The 21,067-nt window shown below is 36.3% G+C and carries 16 protein-coding genes; 2 read left to right on the top strand and 14 right to left on the bottom strand.

Annotation, left to right across the window (positions count from 1 at the left end):
- Positions 1 to 27 precede the first annotated feature (27 nt).
- The gene (locus Q5O86_RS10325) at positions 28 to 1,302 is read right to left on the bottom strand and encodes a dihydroorotase (RefSeq protein ID WP_302627067.1); all 1,275 of its coding nucleotides are present in this window, start codon (positions 1,300 to 1,302) and stop codon (positions 28 to 30) included.
- Positions 1,303 to 1,415: 113 nt separating this feature from the next.
- Positions 1,416 to 3,245: a DUF2079 domain-containing protein gene (locus tag Q5O86_RS10320; protein WP_302627066.1), complete on the bottom strand. Its 1,830-nt coding sequence runs from the start codon at positions 3,243 to 3,245 to the stop codon at positions 1,416 to 1,418.
- 211 nt (positions 3,246 to 3,456) lie between these two features.
- On the opposite strand from Q5O86_RS10320, the gene Q5O86_RS10315 reads away from it, so the two are divergent.
- Positions 3,457 to 4,335, top strand: a complete 879-nt coding sequence (locus tag Q5O86_RS10315; protein WP_302627065.1) for a DegV family protein — start codon at positions 3,457 to 3,459, stop codon at positions 4,333 to 4,335.
- Between the two features lie 202 nt (positions 4,336 to 4,537).
- Here Q5O86_RS10315 and Q5O86_RS10310 read toward each other — a convergent pair whose 3' ends face one another.
- The 4 genes from Q5O86_RS10310 to Q5O86_RS10295 all read right to left on the bottom strand — a co-directional run bounded on the left by Q5O86_RS10310 (position 4,538) and on the right by Q5O86_RS10295 (position 11,169).
- Positions 4,538 to 5,143, bottom strand: a complete 606-nt coding sequence (locus tag Q5O86_RS10310; protein WP_302627064.1) for an HdeD family acid-resistance protein — start codon at positions 5,141 to 5,143, stop codon at positions 4,538 to 4,540.
- A gap of 57 nt (positions 5,144 to 5,200) precedes the next feature.
- Positions 5,201 to 8,956 carry a phosphoribosylformylglycinamidine synthase gene (locus tag Q5O86_RS10305; protein WP_302627063.1) on the bottom strand — a complete coding sequence of 1,252 codons (3,756 nt, stop codon included), beginning with the start codon at positions 8,954 to 8,956 and terminating at the stop codon, positions 5,201 to 5,203.
- A 127-nt stretch (positions 8,957 to 9,083) separates the two neighbouring features.
- On the bottom strand, positions 9,084 to 9,845 hold the full coding sequence (locus Q5O86_RS10300; RefSeq protein WP_302627062.1) for a TIGR03915 family putative DNA repair protein: 762 nt from the start codon (positions 9,843 to 9,845) through the stop codon (positions 9,084 to 9,086).
- Complete coding sequence (locus Q5O86_RS10295) at positions 9,838 to 11,169, bottom strand: putative DNA modification/repair radical SAM protein (RefSeq protein ID WP_302627061.1); 1,332 nt, start codon at positions 11,167 to 11,169, stop codon at positions 9,838 to 9,840. Before Q5O86_RS10295 ends, Q5O86_RS10300 begins: the two co-directional genes overlap by 8 nt.
- A gap of 254 nt (positions 11,170 to 11,423) precedes the next feature.
- On the opposite strand from Q5O86_RS10295, the gene Q5O86_RS10290 reads away from it, so the two are divergent.
- A complete protein-coding gene (locus tag Q5O86_RS10290) occupies positions 11,424 to 12,230 on the top strand; it encodes a zinc dependent phospholipase C family protein (RefSeq protein ID WP_302627060.1) in 807 nt (268 codons plus the stop codon).
- Between the two features lie 87 nt (positions 12,231 to 12,317).
- On the opposite strand, the gene Q5O86_RS10285 is transcribed toward Q5O86_RS10290, so the two are convergent.
- The 8 genes from Q5O86_RS10285 to Q5O86_RS10250 all read right to left on the bottom strand — a co-directional run bounded on the left by Q5O86_RS10285 (position 12,318) and on the right by Q5O86_RS10250 (position 20,824).
- Entirely contained in the window at positions 12,318 to 13,439 is a 1,122-nt protein-coding gene (locus Q5O86_RS10285) for a glycoside hydrolase family 25 protein (RefSeq protein ID WP_302627059.1), read from the bottom strand.
- A gap of 89 nt (positions 13,440 to 13,528) precedes the next feature.
- Positions 13,529 to 14,719: a bifunctional phosphopantothenoylcysteine decarboxylase/phosphopantothenate--cysteine ligase CoaBC gene (coaBC, locus tag Q5O86_RS10280; protein ID WP_302627086.1), complete on the bottom strand. Its 1,191-nt coding sequence runs from the start codon at positions 14,717 to 14,719 to the stop codon at positions 13,529 to 13,531.
- 66 nt (positions 14,720 to 14,785) lie between these two features.
- Positions 14,786 to 15,193: an aspartate 1-decarboxylase gene (gene panD / locus Q5O86_RS10275; RefSeq protein WP_302627058.1), complete on the bottom strand. Its 408-nt coding sequence runs from the start codon at positions 15,191 to 15,193 to the stop codon at positions 14,786 to 14,788.
- 355 nt (positions 15,194 to 15,548) lie between these two features.
- The gene (gene panC / locus Q5O86_RS10270) at positions 15,549 to 16,391 is read right to left on the bottom strand and encodes a pantoate--beta-alanine ligase (RefSeq protein ID WP_302627057.1); all 843 of its coding nucleotides are present in this window, start codon (positions 16,389 to 16,391) and stop codon (positions 15,549 to 15,551) included.
- A gap of 12 nt (positions 16,392 to 16,403) precedes the next feature.
- Positions 16,404 to 17,231: a 3-methyl-2-oxobutanoate hydroxymethyltransferase gene (gene panB / locus Q5O86_RS10265; RefSeq protein WP_302627056.1), complete on the bottom strand. Its 828-nt coding sequence runs from the start codon at positions 17,229 to 17,231 to the stop codon at positions 16,404 to 16,406.
- Positions 17,228 to 18,067 (bottom strand): Rossmann-like and DUF2520 domain-containing protein, encoded by an 840-nt coding sequence (locus Q5O86_RS10260; protein WP_302627055.1) that lies wholly within the window; start codon positions 18,065 to 18,067, stop codon positions 17,228 to 17,230. The genes panB and Q5O86_RS10260 overlap by 4 nt, the downstream gene beginning before the upstream one ends.
- A gap of 504 nt (positions 18,068 to 18,571) precedes the next feature.
- Entirely contained in the window at positions 18,572 to 19,741 is a 1,170-nt protein-coding gene (locus Q5O86_RS10255; RefSeq protein WP_302627054.1) for an FKBP-type peptidyl-prolyl cis-trans isomerase, read from the bottom strand.
- 198 nt (positions 19,742 to 19,939) lie between these two features.
- Positions 19,940 to 20,824 carry a phosphoribosylaminoimidazolesuccinocarboxamide synthase gene (locus tag Q5O86_RS10250; RefSeq protein ID WP_302627085.1) on the bottom strand — a complete coding sequence of 295 codons (885 nt, stop codon included), beginning with the start codon at positions 20,822 to 20,824 and terminating at the stop codon, positions 19,940 to 19,942.
- Positions 20,825 to 21,067: the final 243 nt, after the last annotated feature.

Genomic DNA, 21,067 nt, shown 5'->3' with positions numbered 1-21,067 from the left:
TTTCCTCTCTTTTCAATAGTATTTATTTTATTTCTGATATACAATATCTCCATTCATAATGGTATACTCCACTTCGCCAAATACTTTATAACCATTAAATGGTGTATTCTTTCCTTTGGAAACAAACTCCTCCACATCAATCACATATTCCTTATCCGGATTGATAATTGTCACATCCGCAACTGCTCCCTCGTCCAATGTTCCTTTATCGATTCCAAGAACCCTTGCCGGATTAAAACTCATTTTGGCTGCCATCTGAAGCGGTGTAATATATCCTTTTTTTACTAAATTTGTGATTGTAAGTGCCACAGATGTTTCAAGTCCTACAATGCCAAACGGTGCATGTTCCAAATCTTTTGCCTTTTCTTCTGCGCTGTGCGGTGCATGGTCTGTAGAAATCACATCCATAATATCTTCACTTAATCCCCTGATTAAAGCTTCCATATCTTCTCTAGCTCTCAATGGAGGATTCATTTTGAAGTTTCCATCATTTCCTGTGATATCATCTGTGCACATAGAAAAATGATGCGGACACACCTCTGCGGTCACTTTAACTCCTTCAGATTTTGCCTGTCTGACCATTTCCACACTATCCTTTGTAGAACAATGACAGAGATGTAATGTGGCTCCTGTCTCTCTTGCCAGCAAAATATCTCTCAAAGCAATCACGTCCTCCACCGCATTACTGATACCTTTTACGCCCAGCTGCTCTGACTTTTCGCCTAGATTGATAACACCACCCTCGACAAGATTGATATCCTCACAGTGTGCCATCACCGCAATGCCTGCCTTTGCAGCATTTTTCATCGCCTGTCTGTAAACTCCTGAGTCCATAACAGACTTTCCATCTTCACTAATGGCACAGATTCCCGCTATCTTTAACTCATCCACATCGGTAATTTCTTTTCCCTGCATGAATTTTGTTACTGCCCCCACCGGAAGAACATTTGTAAGACCTATGCCTCTTGACTTTTCAATAATATATCTTACGGTATCTGCGTTATCAACTACCGGTTTTGTATTCGGCATACAGCACACCGTTGTAAATCCCCCTTTTGCTGCCGCCCTGCTTCCTGTTTCAATATCTTCTTTATATGTTAATCCCGGGTCCCTGAAATGCACATGTAAATCAATTAGTCCGGGCATTATATAACATCCCCGGGCATCAATAACCTTGTCTGCACATGCCTCCATATCTAAACCCTTTTTCTTTATCACTCCATCTTCGATTAACACATCCATAACTTTATCTAAATTCTCTGACGGATTTAATACTCTTCCATTTTTTATCAATATCGACACAAATGTTTCCTCATCTTTTCTATATATTTGCCTATAAAACGGCATAAAAATCCATCTAAAAGTATATCAAAAAAACACATCTCTTTCAACAATGGAAAGAGATGTGATATTTTTTAATCTACTCTATGATAAATGCTGATGATTCCTTCAACATTATATACCTGCTCATATTTTCCGGATGACAGTATATTGACAAACTTTTCTTTTTCATGTTCATATCTTTCATCTACTGCGAGATAATCTGTATATACATCCCCATTCAAATGGTTCTGATCATACATTATCAGATTTTTTGATAAATGAGGAACAAAAAATCCTGATGCACAGACAGAAGCGTCTTCAGGAATCATATCAAGCGCCTTATCCAACTGCTCTATCGTGGCTTTATCACTCTTATATTTTGAAACATAGTGCGGCGCCTTCTGATAAATACTTCCCATAAACATAATACTTGCACATATAACAGAAATTGTTGCAACTGTTTTCGCCTTCTTTATTTCCATGCCCGAAACATTCATTATAATGGCATACATAAAAAGCGCAATCACACTAAAATCATACTGAAAAGTAATATCATGCATATAGAGATATGTAGGCAACAAATTAATTATAATAAACGGAAGTAACAAAATATATCTGGAGTATTTTTTTCCTACACTAAATAGTACCGCTGCCATTGGCACTACCATAGACAAAATATATCCAATTTTATCCATTCCATTCTCTGTTGTATTTCTTACTATCTGACTGAAAAGATATCCCGGATTTGCCAGCATTGTTTCAAATACCTGGATTAATCCACCCTCTTCGGTAAAATACAAATTTTTAAATCGATACTCCTGAATCCCCATTCCAAAACTGTTAACAATAGCTGTAGCAATCATAAAATATATTCCTGATGCCAATATTAATAACAATCCCCGTTTTTTGTCCTTTCTGGAAAACAGATAAAAAAGTCCTAATATAAATACATACACCGGCGCATCTTCTTTTACCATAAATGTTAATAATGCAAAAACGGCTATCCATATATTTTTCTTTTTTTCCACTGCCCATGCCAACATTAACAGGAAAAATGTGATAAAACAATTTTCGTGGATATCATACAAAGTTCCACCTGCTGTTGCAGGATATAAAACATACAACAATGACAACGCCACCGCCATCCAGTTAGATAACTTATAATGTCTGCACAATAAAACAATAGGTATTACCGGAAGTGCCACCATAAATGCCTGTATTAATTGCACTGTTACTGCACCGGAAAAAATAAAATATATCGGTAATGCAATATAAAATATAGGTGAAAAATGTACTGCAAAATGAGAAAGCAGATAATTCCTTTCAACCGTTGTACTAATGATTCCTTTTTGTTTCATATACTCATACATCTGTGCAAAAATACCAAAATCAAATGTTGAATTGCTATAAGTCAAATATCTATATACAGTCACAATTCCGACAAAAGCGAATATAACGATTCCAATTACAGCTATAATAATATTGGTTGTTCTTTTACTTATTTTTACCTCTTGAAACAAATCAAAAATATCTTCTTTTACATAAATAAATGCCAACACTGTAATCAGACATAAAATCACTTGAAAACACACATTTCCAATCTGGTTATAATATTCCGCTGTTGTCCACTCGACTTTAAATCCTTCACAAGCACACAACAATGTAAATACATATACCAAAACAAACATTGCAATTCTTGCCACATTGGCCTTGTGTACATATACCATAGTTAGCAATGCCATTCCAATCACAAAAAGACACAGCACAACGATTATATTTGTCGCTCCACCAAAACTTACATTACTGACATGCTTATATGCCCCTCTGATAATAGAACATAATGCCCAGCTGCCTATTGCACTGACAACAAACCCTTCAACAATTTCTTTTTGATATTTTAATAATGATTTTATTTTATCCACTTCACAATCCTCTTTCTGAATTTGTATTATTTATATTGTAACACATAATAATATTGGGGTCAAAACGTGTGTTTATTTTATATATGTGGATATAATTATATATGTAAAATCTGTATTTATTTTTTATTTTGCTAAAATAATATTGATTATTAACATATATGTGCTATACTTATGTAGTATTGAATACTATATGAAGGAGTTTTTAAAGTCTATGTACAAAATTATCAGCGATAGTGCTTGTGATTTATCACAAAATTATACTCAAGAACATGATATTACAATTGTGCCTCTTTCTGTTTCTTTTGACGGAGAAAATTATTATAGAGATGGAATAGATATTACCAGAAATGAATGTTATGAAAAAATGGTAACCAACCCTTCTGTATATCCTAAAACCTCACTTCCTAGTGTGGATAGCTATTATACTACATTCAAACAATTTACCGACCAGGGGTTACCTGTCGTTTGTTTTACGATAACCCTTATTTTTAGCGGTTCCTATAATTCCGCAATGAATGCCAAGGGATTAATTGAAGAAGAAAACCCAAATGCCCGAATTATAGTCATTGACTCGAAACAAAATACTGTTACACAGGCACTCATTATCGACCAGATGGTTAGAATGAGAGATGCCGGCATTTCATTAGATGAATCTCTTATAAAACTTGAAAAACTGATGGATAGTGCAAGAATATTTTTTACCGTGGGTTCCCTTGACTATCTACAGATGGGAGGACGTATTGGGAAGGTAGCCTCTGCTGCCAGCAAAATAGATGTTAAACCCGTTATTATTATGAAAGATGGAGACATTAGTCTTGGCGGAATCGGCAGAAACAGAAATAAACTAAAGAGCAAGGTTCTATCAGCCGCCCAAAAATATCTAAATGAAAATGGAAAAGAAAACTTTATTGTATCGGTGGGATATGGATATGATAAATCTGAGGGAGTTCATTTTATGAACGAAGTCGAAGAAACCCTCGATATTCAATTAAATTCCGAAACTAACGTTGCTATCGGTATTGTATCTGCTGTTCATACCGGACCATATCCTATAGGACTTGGCGTAATTAGAAAATTTGAAACATTATAAAACTGAAAAAATAGGGTATCGAAAGGTCTAAAACCTTTCGACACCCTATTTTTTTCTTCAGTCCCCCGCTCTCTTGGGGTTAAGAGAGATTAATTTATATAAAAAAGAAAACGACACTTTCGAGGACATGCATTGCATATTTATATTTTACAGTGTCTCTATTCTTTTTTATAACAAGTTGACCGTCAACTATTTTTAAATTCTAATTTTTATCTTTCCCTGCTCTATATGTGAGCTGTTCTACCGTCCATTCCTTAATCTTTCCTGATATCGCTAAAGTAGTAATTAAATCGATAAAACCTGTAACTGCAAAAATAATGCCTGTACATTGAATAAAGAAATCACCTGCTGTTTTCGAACCATTATCATTTTTATTCATTGGCATCATTAAAACTGATACTCCCAGTAAAATACATATAATCGCAAATGTCAATAGTGGAATCCAATTACTTCCCATTTTTTTTAAATCTATTGCATTTTCTATTTTCATAAGCCCACTGACTATAATAATAATTGCAACCACATAGGTAACAATAGATAAAATCAAATTCATACAGGAAAGAACAACCACACCTCCTGCAATCAGTGCAACCCCGGCCACAAGTTCATATCTATAAAAATCCTGAATTGCATTTTTTCGTCGATACTCAAGAATACAACGCACTCCCATAACAAACAAGATAGTAGCCAGAACAGCACAAACCGTGGTCATTATTTTACTAGGATATAACCACATAAGTATCCCCATGACAATACTCATCAGAGAAAATAATATCATTTCCCATTTTAAACTTTTTAAGTAACTCATCTTTATCTCCATTCAAACTACTTTTACAAACTGCTGCCGAAGCAGCAGTCATATGAATTATTTAAAATATTTTATACCGGATTCAAATACCTTAAGGTCCTGTTCACCATAAATATTCATGGCAACAGAATTACCTTTTCTCTCTATATGAGCCATCTTACCAAAGCATCTTCCATCCGGACTTGTAATACCCTCAATCGCATAGTATGAACCATTCACATTCCACTCTTCATCCATAGTAGGTTGTCCCTGCTCATTGACATACTGCGTTGCAACCTGACCGTTTGCAAAAAGTTCTTTAATACAGCTTTCCGGTGCAACAAAGCGTCCCTCACCGTGAGATGCCGGATTCACATACACACCACCAAGCTCTGCCTCCTGCAGCCAAGGTGATTTGTTTGAAACAACTTTCGTATAAACCATTTTAGATACATGGCGGTTAATTGTATTATAAGTAAGTGTCGGTGCATCGGCATCCTGACCTGTGATTTTTCCATTTGGAACAAGTCCTAACTTAATCAATGCCTGGAAGCCGTTACAAATACCAAGGGCAAGTCCATCCCTTTCATTCAACAATTTATGCACTGCTTCTTCTATTTTTGCATTTCTAAATGCTGTGGCAAAGAACTTTGCTGAACCATCCGGTTCATCACCTGCACTAAATCCACCTGGGAACATAATAATCTGCGACTGTGAAATAGCATCTTCAAAAATCTTAACCGAATCTCTGATATCCTCCGGTGTAAGATTTTTAAACACTTTAGTAATAACATTAGCTCCGGCTTTTTCAAATGCCTTTGCAGTATCATATTCACAGTTTGTTCCCGGAAATACAGGAATAAATACCGTAGGTTTCGCTATCTTATTCTTACATACATAAATGCTTCCCTTATCATAAATCGGTGTATCTATAGAGGATGTATCTTTATGGCTTCTGGTTGGGAATACTTTTTCCAATGGCTTTTCCCAAGTTTTTAATGCTTCTTCCATAGGAATTACATCATATCCATACTCGAATACCGCTTTATCGTTCGTCTCACCGATAAGAACATAACTTGCCGTAATATCGTCCAACTTATCTGCCGGTACTTCAGCAACAATATCCCCAAACGAAGGCGTAAACAATTCTGCTCCCGGTATTCTTCCACTAATACTTACACCAATATTATTACCAAATGCCATCTTGCTGACCGCCGGTATTACACCCTTGCTATCCAAAGCATATGCTGAAATAATAACCCCTTTTTGAATCATGTCATGAATGTGGTCATATAATTTCATTACTTCATCATATACCGGTTTCTCATATTGGTCTCTTACAATTTCAAATTTAACAATTTTATTTCCTGCGGCTTTAAATTCCGGAGTAATAATGTCCTGCTCTTTTGCGACATCTACTGCAAAGGAAACAAGTGTCGGCGGAACATCAATATCATTGAACGTTCCTGACATACTGTCCTTACCACCAATAGAAGGCAGACCAAATCCCATCTGCGCATCATAGGAGCCAAGAAGTGCAGCAAATGGCTGACTCCAACGACGTGGGTCTTCTGTCATTCTTCTAAAATATTCCTGGAAAGTCATGCGAATCTTTTTATAATCACCACCGCTGGCAACTACTTTTGCAATAGAATCTACGACTGCATAAATTGCTCCGTGATATGGACTCCAGCTTGACAAATATGGGTCAAAACCATAACTCATAATCGTCACAGTATCACATTTTCCGGTTAATACCGGAAGTTTTGCAACCATCGTCTGTGTCTCTGTCTTCTGATATTTTCCACCATGTGGCATAAACACAGAACCCGCACCGATAGAACCATCAAATTTTTCCACCAGCCCTTTCTGTGAACACACATTCAAATCTGAAAGAGTTTCTAACCATTTATCCTTTACATTATTCACAACAGGTTTATGGAAGAAATTCTTATCACTATCCGGCATATCAACTTCAACAGCTGTTTCCTGATGTGCTCCATTTGTATCAAGAAACGCTCTTGAAAGGTTTACAATTTCTTTTCCTCTCCACTCTAAAACAAGTCTTGGTTCCTCTGTTACCTCTGCAACAACAGTGGCCTCCAAGTTTTCCTCGTTGGCATATTTTAAGAATTGCTCTACATCATTCTTATCAACAACTACAGCCATTCTCTCCTGTGACTCGGAAATAGCAATCTCTGTACCATCAAGACCTGCATATTTTTTAGGAACCTTATCCAAATTAATATGGAGTCCATCTGCCAACTCTCCTATTGCTACTGATACGCCACCTGCACCAAAGTCATTACATTTCTTAATAATATGGCTGACTTCTTCTCTTCTAAATAATCTCTGTAACTTACGCTCTGTCGGAGCATTACCTTTCTGAACTTCTGCACCACAGGTTTCAATAGATTCTTCTGTATGAATTTTGGAGGAACCTGTAGCACCACCACATCCATCACGTCCTGTTCTTCCACCAAGAAGCACAATAATATCTCCCGGGTCAGAAGTAAGTCTCTGTACTGCTCTTCTTGGAGCCGCACCCATAACAGCGCCTATTTCCATTCTCTTTGCCACATAATCAGGATGATATATCTCTTTTACCAATCCTGTAGCAAGTCCAATCTGGTTTCCATATGAACTATAACCGTCTGCCGCACCCTGTACCAGCTTTTTCTGTGGAAGCTTGCCACTCAACGTTTCGCTCATTGGTTTTGTAGGGTCTGCTGCACCGGTAACACGCATAGCCTGATATACATAAGTACGTCCTGACAATGGGTCTCTGATAGCGCCGCCAAGGCATGTAGCAGCTCCACCAAAAGGTTCAATTTCTGTAGGATGATTATGTGTTTCATTTTTGAAGTTTACTAACCACTCCTCTATCTGTCCATCCACTTCTACCGGAACAACAATGCTGCATGCGTTAATTTCATCTGACTTTTCCTGGTCGTCCAGCTTGCCTTCTTTTTTCAATTTCCTCATTGCAATTAAAGCCAAATCCATAAGACAGACAAATTTGTCTTTTCTATCACCAAAAACATCTTTTCTTGTTTCTAAATAACTCTCATATGTTTTTTCTATCGGCTCATTATAATATCCATCATCAAACTTAACATCCGTAAGCTCTGTATTAAACGTTGTATGACGACAATGATCAGACCAATAAGTATCTAATACTCTTATTTCTGTCATGGATGGATTTCTTTCTTCTTCATTCTTAAAATAATTCTGTATATGAAGAAAATCCTTAAATGTCATAGCTAATCCGAGGGAATCATAAAGTTCTTTTAATGGCGCTTCATCCATGTCTTTAAAACCATCAAACACAATCACGTCTGCCGGTTCGTCAAACTCTGTAACTAATGTTTCAGGTTTTTCTAATCCCGTCTCTCTTGAGTCTACAGGATTAATACAATAACTTTTAACCTGCTCAAACTGTTCCTCTGTAATATCACCAACTAAAACATAGGTAGTAGCAGTCTTGATAACAGGCTCTTCATCTTCATTTAAAAACTTAACACATTGTACTGCCGAATCTGCTCTCTGGTCAAACTGTCCCGGTAAATATTCTACGCTGAACACTTTTGATGTGTCCGCGTCGTATGGGAATGTTTCCTCGTATACATCATCAACAGGCGGCTCTGAAAAAACAGAATTCAATGCTGTCTTATATGTGTCTTCCGATAGATTTTCAACATCATATCTTACAAGCACTCTTACTTCTTTTAGTGCATCCATCTTCAGATATCCTTTAATGTCCTCTGTAAGTTCTTTTGCAGTAACAGCAAATGGCTGTTTCTTTTCTACATACACTCGCTTAACTTTACTCATCGATTCCTCCTAGAATAGTACAATAATCTTGTGTTATTATTTTTTTGTCATAAATCCGTTCTATGGCAAAACTACTTCGATAGTATAACACTAAAGCAATGAAAAGTGAAGAATGAACATGAAAAGTTTATCCTTCTTTCATTTCTGTCATATGCTTCCTATACCACTGTGGCATATGTGTCTGCTGGCATCTCGGATTATATCTGGCTTCAATCCCTATTGTGTCAAAAAATACTTTCCATAATTCCCGATATTCATCATTTTTCTGTAAATCTTCTGTCAATGCCACAATATCCTGTCCCTCCACTAACACGGAATCCATATTATGCTTATGAACCGCAGCTTTTTTCCTTCTGATATCATATATAATCCAATCTTCCTCCGGAAATCTGCTCTCAAAGTGCTGTGCGAGAAAAGGAGTTACATCACACTTCGGTTCAATTTTTCCCAATAAAACTCCACCTTTTAATTCATCAAATCGAATAAACTCCTTGAATAAGTGCGCCTCATTTGCTACCTTTCTGCTCAATTCCAGCAAACGCATTACATAAGGGTTTCCCAGCATTTTGGTAACTCTGGCTCCAATCCTATATCCCAATTTTAAAAATTCAAATACTGTATCTGCTCTATCTTCATCAAAATGCATACATGCACGATAAACCATAGTATACGCCTCTACAGAAATTTTTATCCTTATAGATGTTGCTACTTTTACAGCCTTGTCCAAATTTGTCTTAATAGGAACAAACTCCGAAAAAAATGTAGGTGTATAATTTTTTCCCGGATGTATGTTTACTTTATTTCCTCTATTCATTAAGACCCACCCGTCATATATTGCTGTCATAATACCATCAAAGGTGTCATCACATACTAATGTGATATCAGCCACTTTTACTCACCTCCAAATCCATTAAAGTCATCTGTTTATAAGTAGTATCTTTTTCAATATCAAACATCTGCCTCCTGTCAGAATCAGCGAGACATCTCGCAATAAAATCCTGTTCCATACGAATGGGGAACATTGTCTTACCATTACATGTTATAAAATATGCCGCTCTCTTCAGGACAACCCCCATCTTTTTTAAACTCTGAAAATCCAGGGGACCATATCTTCTAGCCGAAACGATTCTACGCGCTGATTTTACTCCGAGTCCCGGAACTCTCAAAAGTGTATAATAATCTGCTTTCATGATTTCGACGGGAAACCTTTCCAAATGATTTACCGCCCAATCGCATTTGGGGTCTAATACCACATTAAAATTCGGTCTTTTTTCATTTAGCAGTTCCTTTACTGCAAATCCATAGTATCGCAACAGCCAATCCGCCTGATATAACCTATGTTCACGAAGTAAAGGATTTGGCCCCATCGGAGCCGGGGCATCTATATTATGATTGACATCCACGAAAGCTGAATAAAATACTCTTTTCATTTTATATTCTTTGTACATATATTCAGTCACTGACATCAACTGGTAATCGGTCTCAGGCGTAGCGCCTATAATCATCTGTGTGCTCTGACCGGCCGGAACAAATTTTGACTTTTTTTCTGTTCCCTGCCTTGTAATCAGACTGTAGCCATCACCTTTCGCTGCAAGTAGATTTCCGGTTCCCGCCTGTATCTGCCTCATAGGAGCCAAGATGTTTTTCTGGCTCTTATTCGGTGCAAGTTTCTTTAGACCCTCCCTTGTTGGAAGTTCTAAATTTGTGCTCATTCTATCTACCAGAAAACCTATTTTTTCAATAATCGCAGGCGATGTCCCCGGAATAGCCTTTACATGAATATAACCGTAAAACTGATGCTCATTCCGCAATTTCCATACAGTCTCGTAAATCAAACTCATAGTAAAATCAGGATTCTTTAAAATGCCCGAACTTAAAAATAATCCTTCTATATAATTTCTCCTATAAAACTGAATTGTTAATTTGCACACCTCATCCGGTGTAAAGGACGCACGGGGAACATCATTTGATTTCCTGTTAATACAATACTTACAATCATATATGCATTCATTTGTATATAAAATTTTAAGCAATGAAACACAGCGCCCATCCGATGAAAAACTGTGGCAGATTCCACAGGCATGGGTATCTCCCATTCCCTTTCCACCATTACTCCTGTCAACACCGCTGCTGGTACATGCCACATCATATTTTGCTGCATCTGTAAGAATTTTTAGTTTTTCTGCAATACTCATATTCTGCTGTATCTCCATGACTGTACCTCCTTGTTAATTCGAACATTTGTTCTATATATGTTAGTATAGCTTGTTATCTAAAATAAATCAAGCATTCTAGAAATAAATTATTTATAATTTGATAACTAAAATTTAATTTTGCATAATGTAATAATATAAATACAATTTATTTTTAATTTACTCAGTGTTACACTAAAGTAAAACATTCTTTAAATATTATTAATATTTTTTGTATACTTTATTATTAAAAGAATCTTAAAAGGGGGATTTTCATGCCATCGTTATACGCTCATAATAAATTTGGAAAATTAGTGATTTCTAAATTACCAAAAGACATAAAAAAAACAATAAAAAAATATCCTGACTCTTTTAGAATCGGATTACAGGGACCTGATTTTTTATTTTTTTATAAAGCCGTTTATAAAAACAGCATAAACCAAAAAGGCGTGTACTATCATCACCACGATATTTATCCGTTTATGGAACATGCAGTTAATGTTATCAAAGAGTATAGCATAAACAGCCCTCAATACAGTTATATTTTAGGTTTTATCTGTCATTTTGTATTAGACAATGCATGCCATCCATATGTAAATAAATTCATGGAAATAACAGGATGTGGCCATGTTGAAATTGAGGGAGATTTGGACCAGCTTATTTTGTCTTCTGAAGACTTTCAACCGGAATGTTACCCAATGCATCTGCTCATTCCGGCTACAAAAAAAACCGCTAAAAGTATTCAGCCATTTTATTCTGATATGACAACAGAAACGATATACTCCTGCTTAAAATGGATGAAATTTATTAAAAAATTCTTTGTTTCCCCCGGAGTTTTGAAGCGCTCTGCCATTGATTTGATTCTTCATATGACACTGCATTATAGACGACTAAATGGTCATATTATCATGCCTGCAGCAAACAAAAAATGTAGACAACAGACCAAATTTCTATATAAAACATTAAAAAATTCTGTTCCGGAAGCAGTTGATTTCATTCAAAATTTTAGCGACACTGTGAATGGTAATTCTGTGTTAACAAACAAATTCCATAAAGATTTTAATGGAACAAAATATAACTAAAAAGTGCCAAATTCGACTGAATCCCTCCCCAATCATAAGCTGTTCTTAATTTTGGGATTATTCATACCGAATTTGGCACTTTTTTAATTATTTGATTATAACCTTTTTTACTTTACTCCACTTTTTAGAATAAACTTTTTTCTTGCCGTTTAATTTATACGCTTTTACCCTAAAATAATAGGTTTTCTTTTTTGTAAGTTTTTTAATTGTCAGTTTTGTCTTTGTAGTTAGTTTTGTTTTTGTATACTTCTTTTTAAAAGAGCTTTTTGTTGAATATTGTATCTGATATCCTTTGGCTCCTTTAACTTTCTTAATGCTGATTTTTGCACTCTTCTTTGCTCTCTTTAATTTTGATATAGAAGCCCTGGCAGGCGATGTTACTTTTGTAGGAAGCGGTGTGGCAACTGTTGTAGGCTGCTGTACCACCAATCTTTTGGCATTATAATTTCTATCTCTGACTTCGCCAAACCAAAAATTTATATCTACATTACCATAAATACCATCCACTTTTCCTGTCTCCGTACACTGCCACATCTGATAGACACCCGGATATGTAGTACCAATATTATTATATTGAGCTATCCATTTAAAATAATTTTGATTGTTCGCCACCGAACTATCAATATAATTCATCCACCAATTGAGATTCGCATAAACTCCACACTCATATCCGGTATTGCGTATGACGGTAGCAAATGTATTAATAATATTTGCAAGCTGTGCTTTCGAAAGCTTTGCCTGTACAGAATCTTCAACATCTAAATAAATCGGGAAGTTTAATGTATGTCCTTCCACAAGCCGCAACACATGTGCCGCTTCACTCTTTGCCTGAGCTACTGTCTCCGCATACGAATATATGTACACACCATATGGAATATTATTTTTTTCACACCCCTCTACATTCTTTTTCCAATATGCGTCATCCTGACTGATATAATTATCACCATATCCGCATCTTATGATTGCATAATCCACATCAGAAGCTGCTACTTTTGCCCAGTTTATTTCGCCGTTCCACTTACTGACATCTATACCTTTCATGGTAGCGCCTTCTAAAACTGCCCCATTTCCGTTTATAAACTGCCCCTGCTCATTTTTTGACCAAGGTACGGATGAAGCGGCAGAAACAGCGGGGCTATTTATCGTTCCAAATATTAAAACCACTACAATCATGCAAATAAACACTTTATTATATATCTGTCTTTTCATCCTACTGTCCTTTCTCCTTACTTTATCAATGCAATAACTATACCATAACATATTGATGGTACTATGACAACTTTATAAACCCAAACGTATCATGCCAATATTTTCATAATATTATCACAAATCTCAAACGCCACTTCCTCTTTTGATTTTATCGACAATTCCTTTTCATTATCCTTTGTGATAATGGTTACAACATTCGTATCTGTTCCAAATCCCGCTCCATTAACCTTTAAATTATTCGCACAAATCATATCCAGTTTTTTCTTTTCCAGCTTTGCTCTGGAGTTTTCCAGCATATTTTCCGTTTCCATTGAAAAGCCGCATAAAAACTGTTTTGTCTTTCTACCTGACATTGTCCCTAAAATATCGTCTGTACGCTCCAATTCAATAACAGCAGCATCATCTTTTTTCTTTATTTTTTCGTCTGCAATTGTTTTTGGTCTGTAATCTGCCACTGCCGCACTCATTATTACAATATCCTGCTCATCAAACACCTTATCTACAGCATCAAACATCTCTTTTGCGCTTTCTACTTGAATAACATTCACAAAATCCGGTTTGTCAATATATGTTTTTCCTGTAATAAGCGTAACGTCAGCTCCCCTGAGCATTGCTACCTTTGCCAGTGCGTAACCCATTTTTCCGGTGGAATGATTACTTATAAATCTTACAGGGTCTATTTTTTCCATTGTAGGACCTGCTGTAACCAATACTTTCTTGCCAGTCATATCTTTTTCTAAAGCAATTTCCTTTAAAATATAACTTTCAAGAACCGACGGTTCCGGCATTTTTCCTGCACCTGTATCACCACAGGCAAGATATCCGCTTGCAGGCTCAATAATCTCATAACCAAATAATTTTAACTTTGCAATATTATCCTGAACAATAGGATTCTCAAACATATTTGTATTCATTGCAGGTGAAATAATCTTATGGCACTTCGCTGCCATAATTGTTGTTGTCAACATATCATCCGCAATACCGTTCGCTATTTTCCCTATTACATTGGCGCTTGCAGGCGCTACCATAAAAATATCTGCCTGCTTTGCCAAGGATACATGTTCTACCTGAAACTCAAAATTTCTATCAAACGTATCCACTAAACATTTATTGCCTGTAAGAGATTCAAATGTAATTGGATGAATAAAATTCGTTGCATTTTTTGTCATAATCACATGCACATTTGCACCTTTTTTTACAAGCATACTGGCTAAATTTGCAATTTTATAAGCTGCAATGCTGCCTGTCACACCAAGAACCACCGTTTTGTCTTCTAATATCCTGTTCATAATAACTCCATGTTTTTAAAATATAAGACACAAAATAATTATACTTTACAAATGTATCTATTTTGTTTCATCTCTCATCAAATCAAAAAGCTTTCCATGTTTTTCATAATTGGTAAGCCTTGTTATTTTGTTTTCATCATCTACAAAAACTACTTTTGGTCTATTTTCTTTTATCTCTTCCGGTGTCATCTGTGCATAACTCATTATGATAATTTTGTCTCCTAAGCTTACCATATGAGCTGCCGCACCATTGAGACAAATCATTCCCGAATTTTTCTCTCCGGCAATTACATAAGTTTCAAATCTGTTTCCATTATTTACATCCGCTATTTGTACCTTTTCATATTCATAGATACCCGCTGCTTCCATCAATGCCTCATCAATGGTAATACTCCCTACATAATCCAATTCTGACTGCACAACTGTTGCTCTATGAATCTTGCTTTTTAACATATTAATCTGCATTTTCGCCTCCTAAATACTGCATTTTTTCTTCTTAAGCCCATGGCTTTCCTTAAGCCATTACTTTCCTTAAGCCATGCTAAGCTCAAAAACTTCGTTTTTTCGCTTAACGGGCTCCGCCCTATGCTTAATTTCGCATTATTTCACTATTAAGCCATGCTAAGCTCAAAAACTTCGTTTTTTTCGCTTAACGGGCTCCGCCCTATGCTTAATTTCGCATTATTTCACTATTAAGCCATGCTAAGCTCAAAAACTTCGTTTTTTTCGCTTAACGGGCTCCGCCCTATAATATCAAAATTGAATATATCCTTTTGTGAACAAGTTCACAACGGATTATTCAATTTTGATATTGCATGGCTTAAGCCAAAATAACATTGTCGATAAGTCTTGTTTTTCCAATGTATACTGCCATTGCTATGAGCATTGGCGCTTTTATTTCTTTTTGTTGCTGCATTGTAAGACCATTGACTGCCTTTACATAATCTATCTTTGCAAGCGGTTCTTTTTCAATATTTTTTTTCATTTTTGAGACGAGAACATCTGCATCCTTTTCACCCTCTGCTATTAGTTTCTTGGCAAGTTCGATTGTCCGGCTTAAAATAAGAGCCGCTTTTCTTTCTTCCTCTGATAGATATGTGTTTCTCGAACTCTTTGCCAATCCGTCCTCTTCTCTGACAATTGGACATCCAATCACTTCTATATCCATGTTTAAATCCTGAACCATATGTTTAATGATGGCTAGCTGCTGTGCATCTTTTTCACCAAAATACGCACGGTCCGGCTGCACAATATTAAATAACTTATTTACAACGGTACAAACTCCTCTAAAATGAACCGGGCGGCTCAGACCACATAATTCTTCTGTAAGTACAGACATATCTACATATGAGCTGAAATCATCATGATACATTTCTGAAGGCTCCGGATGAAAAATTAAATCAGCTCCCAAACTCTCACAAAATCTACTGTCTTTTTCTAAATCCCTCGGATAGCTCTCTAAATCTTCTGTTGGTCCAAACTGCATTGGATTAACAAAGATACTTACAACAACTTTATCATTGTTTTTTCTTGCTGCCGTAATTAAGCTTCCATGTCCCTCGTGTAAATAGCCCATTGTTGGTACAAAACCAATCTTGTCACCATTTCTTTTCCACTCTTTTATATGCTCTCTAACTTCTTTTATCGTTGATACTACTTCCATCTTATCTCTCCCTTAATATAACTTTTCAATGACATCATCATCTATTTTATATGTGTGTTCTTCGCCCGGAAAACTTCCATTCTGAATTGCATCCATATAATCTTTAAATGCATTTTTCATAATTTCTCCAACACCAGCAAATTGCTTTACAAATTTTGGTACATAATCTGTAAACATTCCAAGCATATCCTGATAAACCAATACCTGACCATCACATCCATTTCCTGCCCCAATACCAATGGTAGGGATATCTAACATCTCTGTAATCTTTGCTGCAAGTTTTCCCGGCACACCCTCAAGCACAACCATTGTAGCTCCCGCCGCCTGAATTGCCTTAGCATCTTCAATTAATTTTTTTGCCGCTGCCTCCGTTTTTCCCTGAACCTTAAATCCACCAAAAGCATTGATTGACTGTGGTGTGAGTCCAATATGAGCACATACCGGAATAGATGCTTTGACAATCGCTTCAATCTGCGGTGCGACTTCCACACCACCTTCTAATTTAACCATATTTGCATGTCCTTCTTTCATAAGGCGTCCTGCGTTTACTACCGCATCATACACAGATGTCTGATAGGACATAAACGGCATGTCACATACTAAAAATGTATTCTTAAGTCCCCTCGACACTGCCGCACTATGATGTATCATATCCTCCATTGTTACCTGAATCGTATCCTCATATCCCAATATTGTGTTTCCTAAAGAATCACCTACCAAAATAGTATTTACCCCAACCTCTTCCATCAGCTTTGCGGTGGAATAATCGTAGCATGTAAGCATTGAGATTTTACTCCCCTCTCTCTTTTGCTGTAACAATGTATTTACTGTATTCTTCATTTTAAAATCTCCTCTATTTTTCTATAATCTCTATCCTCGTTTTTATCTTTTGCAATATCAAGTACTTTCTGCGAAACTGCTTTATATATTTGTTTTGCATTACCATCCAATATAGATATATGCTTTTCTATTGTCTGTATATCATTTCTCTCTATGGGACCGGTCAAGGCTTCTTTCACTCCATCTTTTATAATATGACCGATATTTCCCTGAATGATTGGTACAAGAGCGTTATGTGCATCTTCTCCCAAAAAACCACACTCAGAAAGCAACTGTTCACTAAGTCCTATCAGACCAACAACTAAATTGCTGGCTATTGCTGCGGCGGCATGGTATTTGACTTTGTTTTCAGAGGTAATCACACACACCGTATTGCCCATTTCTTCTAATATTTGTCTGATTACATTCATTTTTTCAGACGAACCCTCTATTGTAAAATAACTATTGGAAAGCTCTTTGTAAGAATTATACTTATCACTTACTGCAAAGAGCGGGTGGATAGAATAACCAAAACCTCCCAGTTCTGATATATCCGAAAAGACTTTTGATGATAAAGCACCACTACAATGGCACAGAATTTTTCCACTAATATCTATTTTCTTTAAAACATTCCAGACATGTTGAATCATCCCATCCGGAACTGTCAAAAATAAGACATCACTATCTTCTACCAAATGTTCTATATTATTATAACTTGTAGATTTGGTAAATCTTGATGCTTCCACAGCATCCTCGTAAAACTCGCTGAAATAACCTGTCACTATATGACCGTTTACAGCAAAATATTTTCCCAGGGAAAAACCAACCTTCCCTGCTCCTATAAATCCAAATTTCATGGGCATCCCTCCTCTTATTACACAGGTCTGGGACAATGAGTCTCATTCTTAGACGATATGAGCTACAACTCCATTGTTTATAGTGAAAAAATCAATTTGCCGGTATAGTTTCTGTAATATTTCGAATACTATCCGCGACTAATTTAACACAATCATTAACTTTATGCAATAAAAATAGATAGATTTTAGTTAAAATGTTTTTTGCATGCCTACTCTTTTTTACTTACATACGACGTCCATGCACAATTGTTTCACAATCATGCATGGCGCGGACATTCGCAGAATGACCGCGCTAAAATAGAAAAGAGATAAAAGCGTTTTGTGCATGCCTACTCTTTTTTACTTACATGCGACGTCCATGCACAATTGTTTCACAATCGTGCATGGCGCGGACATTCGCAGAATGACCGCGTTAAAATAGAAAAGAGATAAAAGCGTTTTGTGCATGCACAACGCTTTTATCTCTTTTCTATTTTACGTCGCTTTGACTCATTGTCTCCGCGTCTATTTTGCTTTTGTTTCTTTTGCTGTTGTTTCTGCAGCAGTTGTTGCTTCTGTTGTTTCCGGTGCAGTTGTAGGTGCTGAACCTTCTTTTACTTCAACATTATCGGCAACAACATCCATGATTTCCTGCATAGCTATCACATACTTTAAGCTGTCGGAACCATAGCTTGCTCCATAATATGAATCATACTGCTTTTCTAAATCTTCTAATTTTACAGATGACTTCTTAGCCAATTCTTCTGCTTTTTCTTTATAGATTTTGTCAAAATCTACACCTTCTTTTGAAAGAATCGCAAATGGAATCATCTTTGCTTTCATTGCTTTCTTTACGCCGTCATCCCAATCTTTGTCTGACATGCTGCATGCTTCTTTGTAAGATTTCAAATCTACATTATAACTTGACTGAATAAATGTCTCAAATAATGATTCATATTCTTTGATGGAATCATCACTATAGTCCTTTACCTCACATGACTCAACATACGGTTCCCAAACACCCTGCATGATTTTGCTGTTTCTTAACTGCTTTTTAAGGAACTCTTTATATTCTGCTACTGTTGATAATTTTTCAGTGCTGTAATTTTCTTTTACGAAATCGTCTGTCAACTCCGGTGTAACTGTTTTCTGAAGTTCATTAATTGTATATGTGAACCAAACAGCTTTTCCTGATAAATCAATGTCTTTATTATTAATTTTTGTTGTTTTGCCATAATCATCCGGGAATTTTAATTTTTTTGTAAATTTGTCTCCCACTTTATGTCCCTTTAATGCATCTACAAATCCATCAATCATTGTACTGCCGTTTACTGTTCCTGCAGCTATATCTGCTGTCTGATTTGTAGCTGAACCATTCTCAAAAACTACTTTCTTACCATCTACTTCAATCTTTCCTTCGAAGTCAAATACAACGCTTGAATCCTTTTGTACTTTTCCTTTTTTGCTGGATTCTGTTGTAGCATGACTGGATAAGTCTGAATCAATAGATGACTGTACCTCTTCATCAGTAACAGCTATATCATCTTTGTAAGCTGTCAATCCCTTATATTCTGCTAATGCAATTGTTCCGTAGTCTGTCTTAACTTCATTCTTACCTGTCTTAGAAGTTCCACATCCTATCAAACCGAATGCCATAGTTGCTGAAAGAGCAACTGCTAAAATCTTTTTATACATTTTGTTTTTTACTCCTCTTCTCTTTTTCTGTGTCTAAGCATTATGCAATCCATATAGCATAAAATCAGTTGTACACTTAAACCACGCATACAACTGATTCTACCACAATTATTAAATTATTGAAAGTGTTTATTTATAATAACCATATTTTGAAATTGTTTTTCACAAAATAGACACAATGTAACAAAAAACAATTTCCTATTTCAATTTTTTACCTGTGAGTTTTTCATATCCTTCTAAATAAATGGCAATTGTTTTATCTTCCACTTCTTTTGGAAGTTTCCAGTCATGTTCATTTGCTTTTAACCAATCCCTGGCAAACTGTTTGTCAAAAGATGGCTGCCCATGTCCCGGTTCATATACATCTGCCGGCCAGAAACGGGAACTATCCGGTGTAAGCATCTCATCACCAATCACGATATTTCCATTTTCGTCGAGACCAAACTCAAACTTTGTATCAGCAATAATAATCCCCTTTTCTAATGCATAGTCTGCACATTTCTTATATAGGGCAATTGTATAATCTCTAAGTTTCGAAGCATATTCCTCACCTTTTCCCGGGAACTGCTTTTCCAAAACCTCTATACTCTTTTCATATGAAATATTTTCATCATGGTCACCAATCTCTGCCTTTGTTGATGGTGTATAAATCGGTTCAGGAAGTTTATCAGATTCCTGTAGACCCTCCGGAAGTTTGATTCCGCAAACTGTACCATTTTCCTGATAACTTGCCCATCCGCTTCCTGTGATATAACCACGGACAATACATTCGATAGGCAGCATGTCAAGTTTCTTGCACATCATGCTGTTTCCATCAAATTTAGGCTGTCTAAAAAACTCCGGCATATCATTTACATCTACAGAAATCATATGATTTGGAAGAATGTCCTCTGTCATGTCAAACCAGAACTTTGACATCTGTGTGAGAACTGTACCTTTTTTTTCTATAACGTTTTTCAATATAACATCAAAACAACTGATTCTATCTGTTGCAACCATAATAAGACTGTCGCCATTATCATAAATTTCTCTAACTTTTCCTTCTTTTATCGGTTTCATTCTTTCCTCTCTTTCTTCGGACAATCCACAGCTCGATTTCGCTCCGCTTCTTCTCGCTGTGTTTGCTCCGCTTCTTTTCTTCCATTTTTCCCTCGGACAATCCACAGCTCGATTTCGCTTCGCTCTTCTCGCTGTGTTTGCTCCGCTTCTTTTCTTCCATTTTTCCCTCGGACAATCCACAGCTCGATTTCGCTTCGCTCTTCTCGCTGTGTTTGCTCCGCAAATAATAAAAAATAAAAAGACACTCCAGTGTGCAAGCACTCTGTG

Origin of the sequence: uncultured Eubacterium sp. (assembly GCF_937958975.1) — a bacterium.
Classification (GTDB): Bacteria; Bacillota; Clostridia; order Lachnospirales; family Lachnospiraceae; genus Eubacterium_G.
Note: the sequence above shows the minus strand (reverse complement) of the source record. Positions and strands in the feature narration are given on the sequence as shown.

Bases quoted from the DNA above. Each gene is read 5' to 3' on its own strand.
- Q5O86_RS10315 (WP_302627065.1), top strand. From the start codon at position 3,457: ATGTACAAAATTATCAGCGATAGTGCTTGTGATTTATCACAAAATTAT.
- Q5O86_RS10310 (WP_302627064.1), bottom strand. From the start codon at position 5,143: ATGAGTTACTTAAAAAGTTTAAAATGGGAAATGATATTATTTTCTCTG.
- Q5O86_RS10305 (WP_302627063.1), bottom strand. From the start codon at position 8,956: ATGAGTAAAGTTAAGCGAGTGTATGTAGAAAAGAAACAGCCATTTGCT.
- Q5O86_RS10295 (WP_302627061.1), bottom strand. From the start codon at position 11,169: ATGGAGATACAGCAGAATATGAGTATTGCAGAAAAACTAAAAATTCTT.
- Q5O86_RS10290 (WP_302627060.1), top strand. From the start codon at position 11,424: ATGCCATCGTTATACGCTCATAATAAATTTGGAAAATTAGTGATTTCT.
- Q5O86_RS10285 (WP_302627059.1), bottom strand. From the start codon at position 13,439: ATGAAAAGACAGATATATAATAAAGTGTTTATTTGCATGATTGTAGTG.
- panD (WP_302627058.1), bottom strand. From the start codon at position 15,193: ATGCAGATTAATATGTTAAAAAGCAAGATTCATAGAGCAACAGTTGTG.
- panC (WP_302627057.1), bottom strand. From the start codon at position 16,391: ATGGAAGTAGTATCAACGATAAAAGAAGTTAGAGAGCATATAAAAGAG.
- panB (WP_302627056.1), bottom strand. From the start codon at position 17,231: ATGAAGAATACAGTAAATACATTGTTACAGCAAAAGAGAGAGGGGAGT.
- Q5O86_RS10260 (WP_302627055.1), bottom strand. From the start codon at position 18,067: ATGAAATTTGGATTTATAGGAGCAGGGAAGGTTGGTTTTTCCCTGGGA.
- Q5O86_RS10255 (WP_302627054.1), bottom strand. From the start codon at position 19,741: ATGTATAAAAAGATTTTAGCAGTTGCTCTTTCAGCAACTATGGCATTC.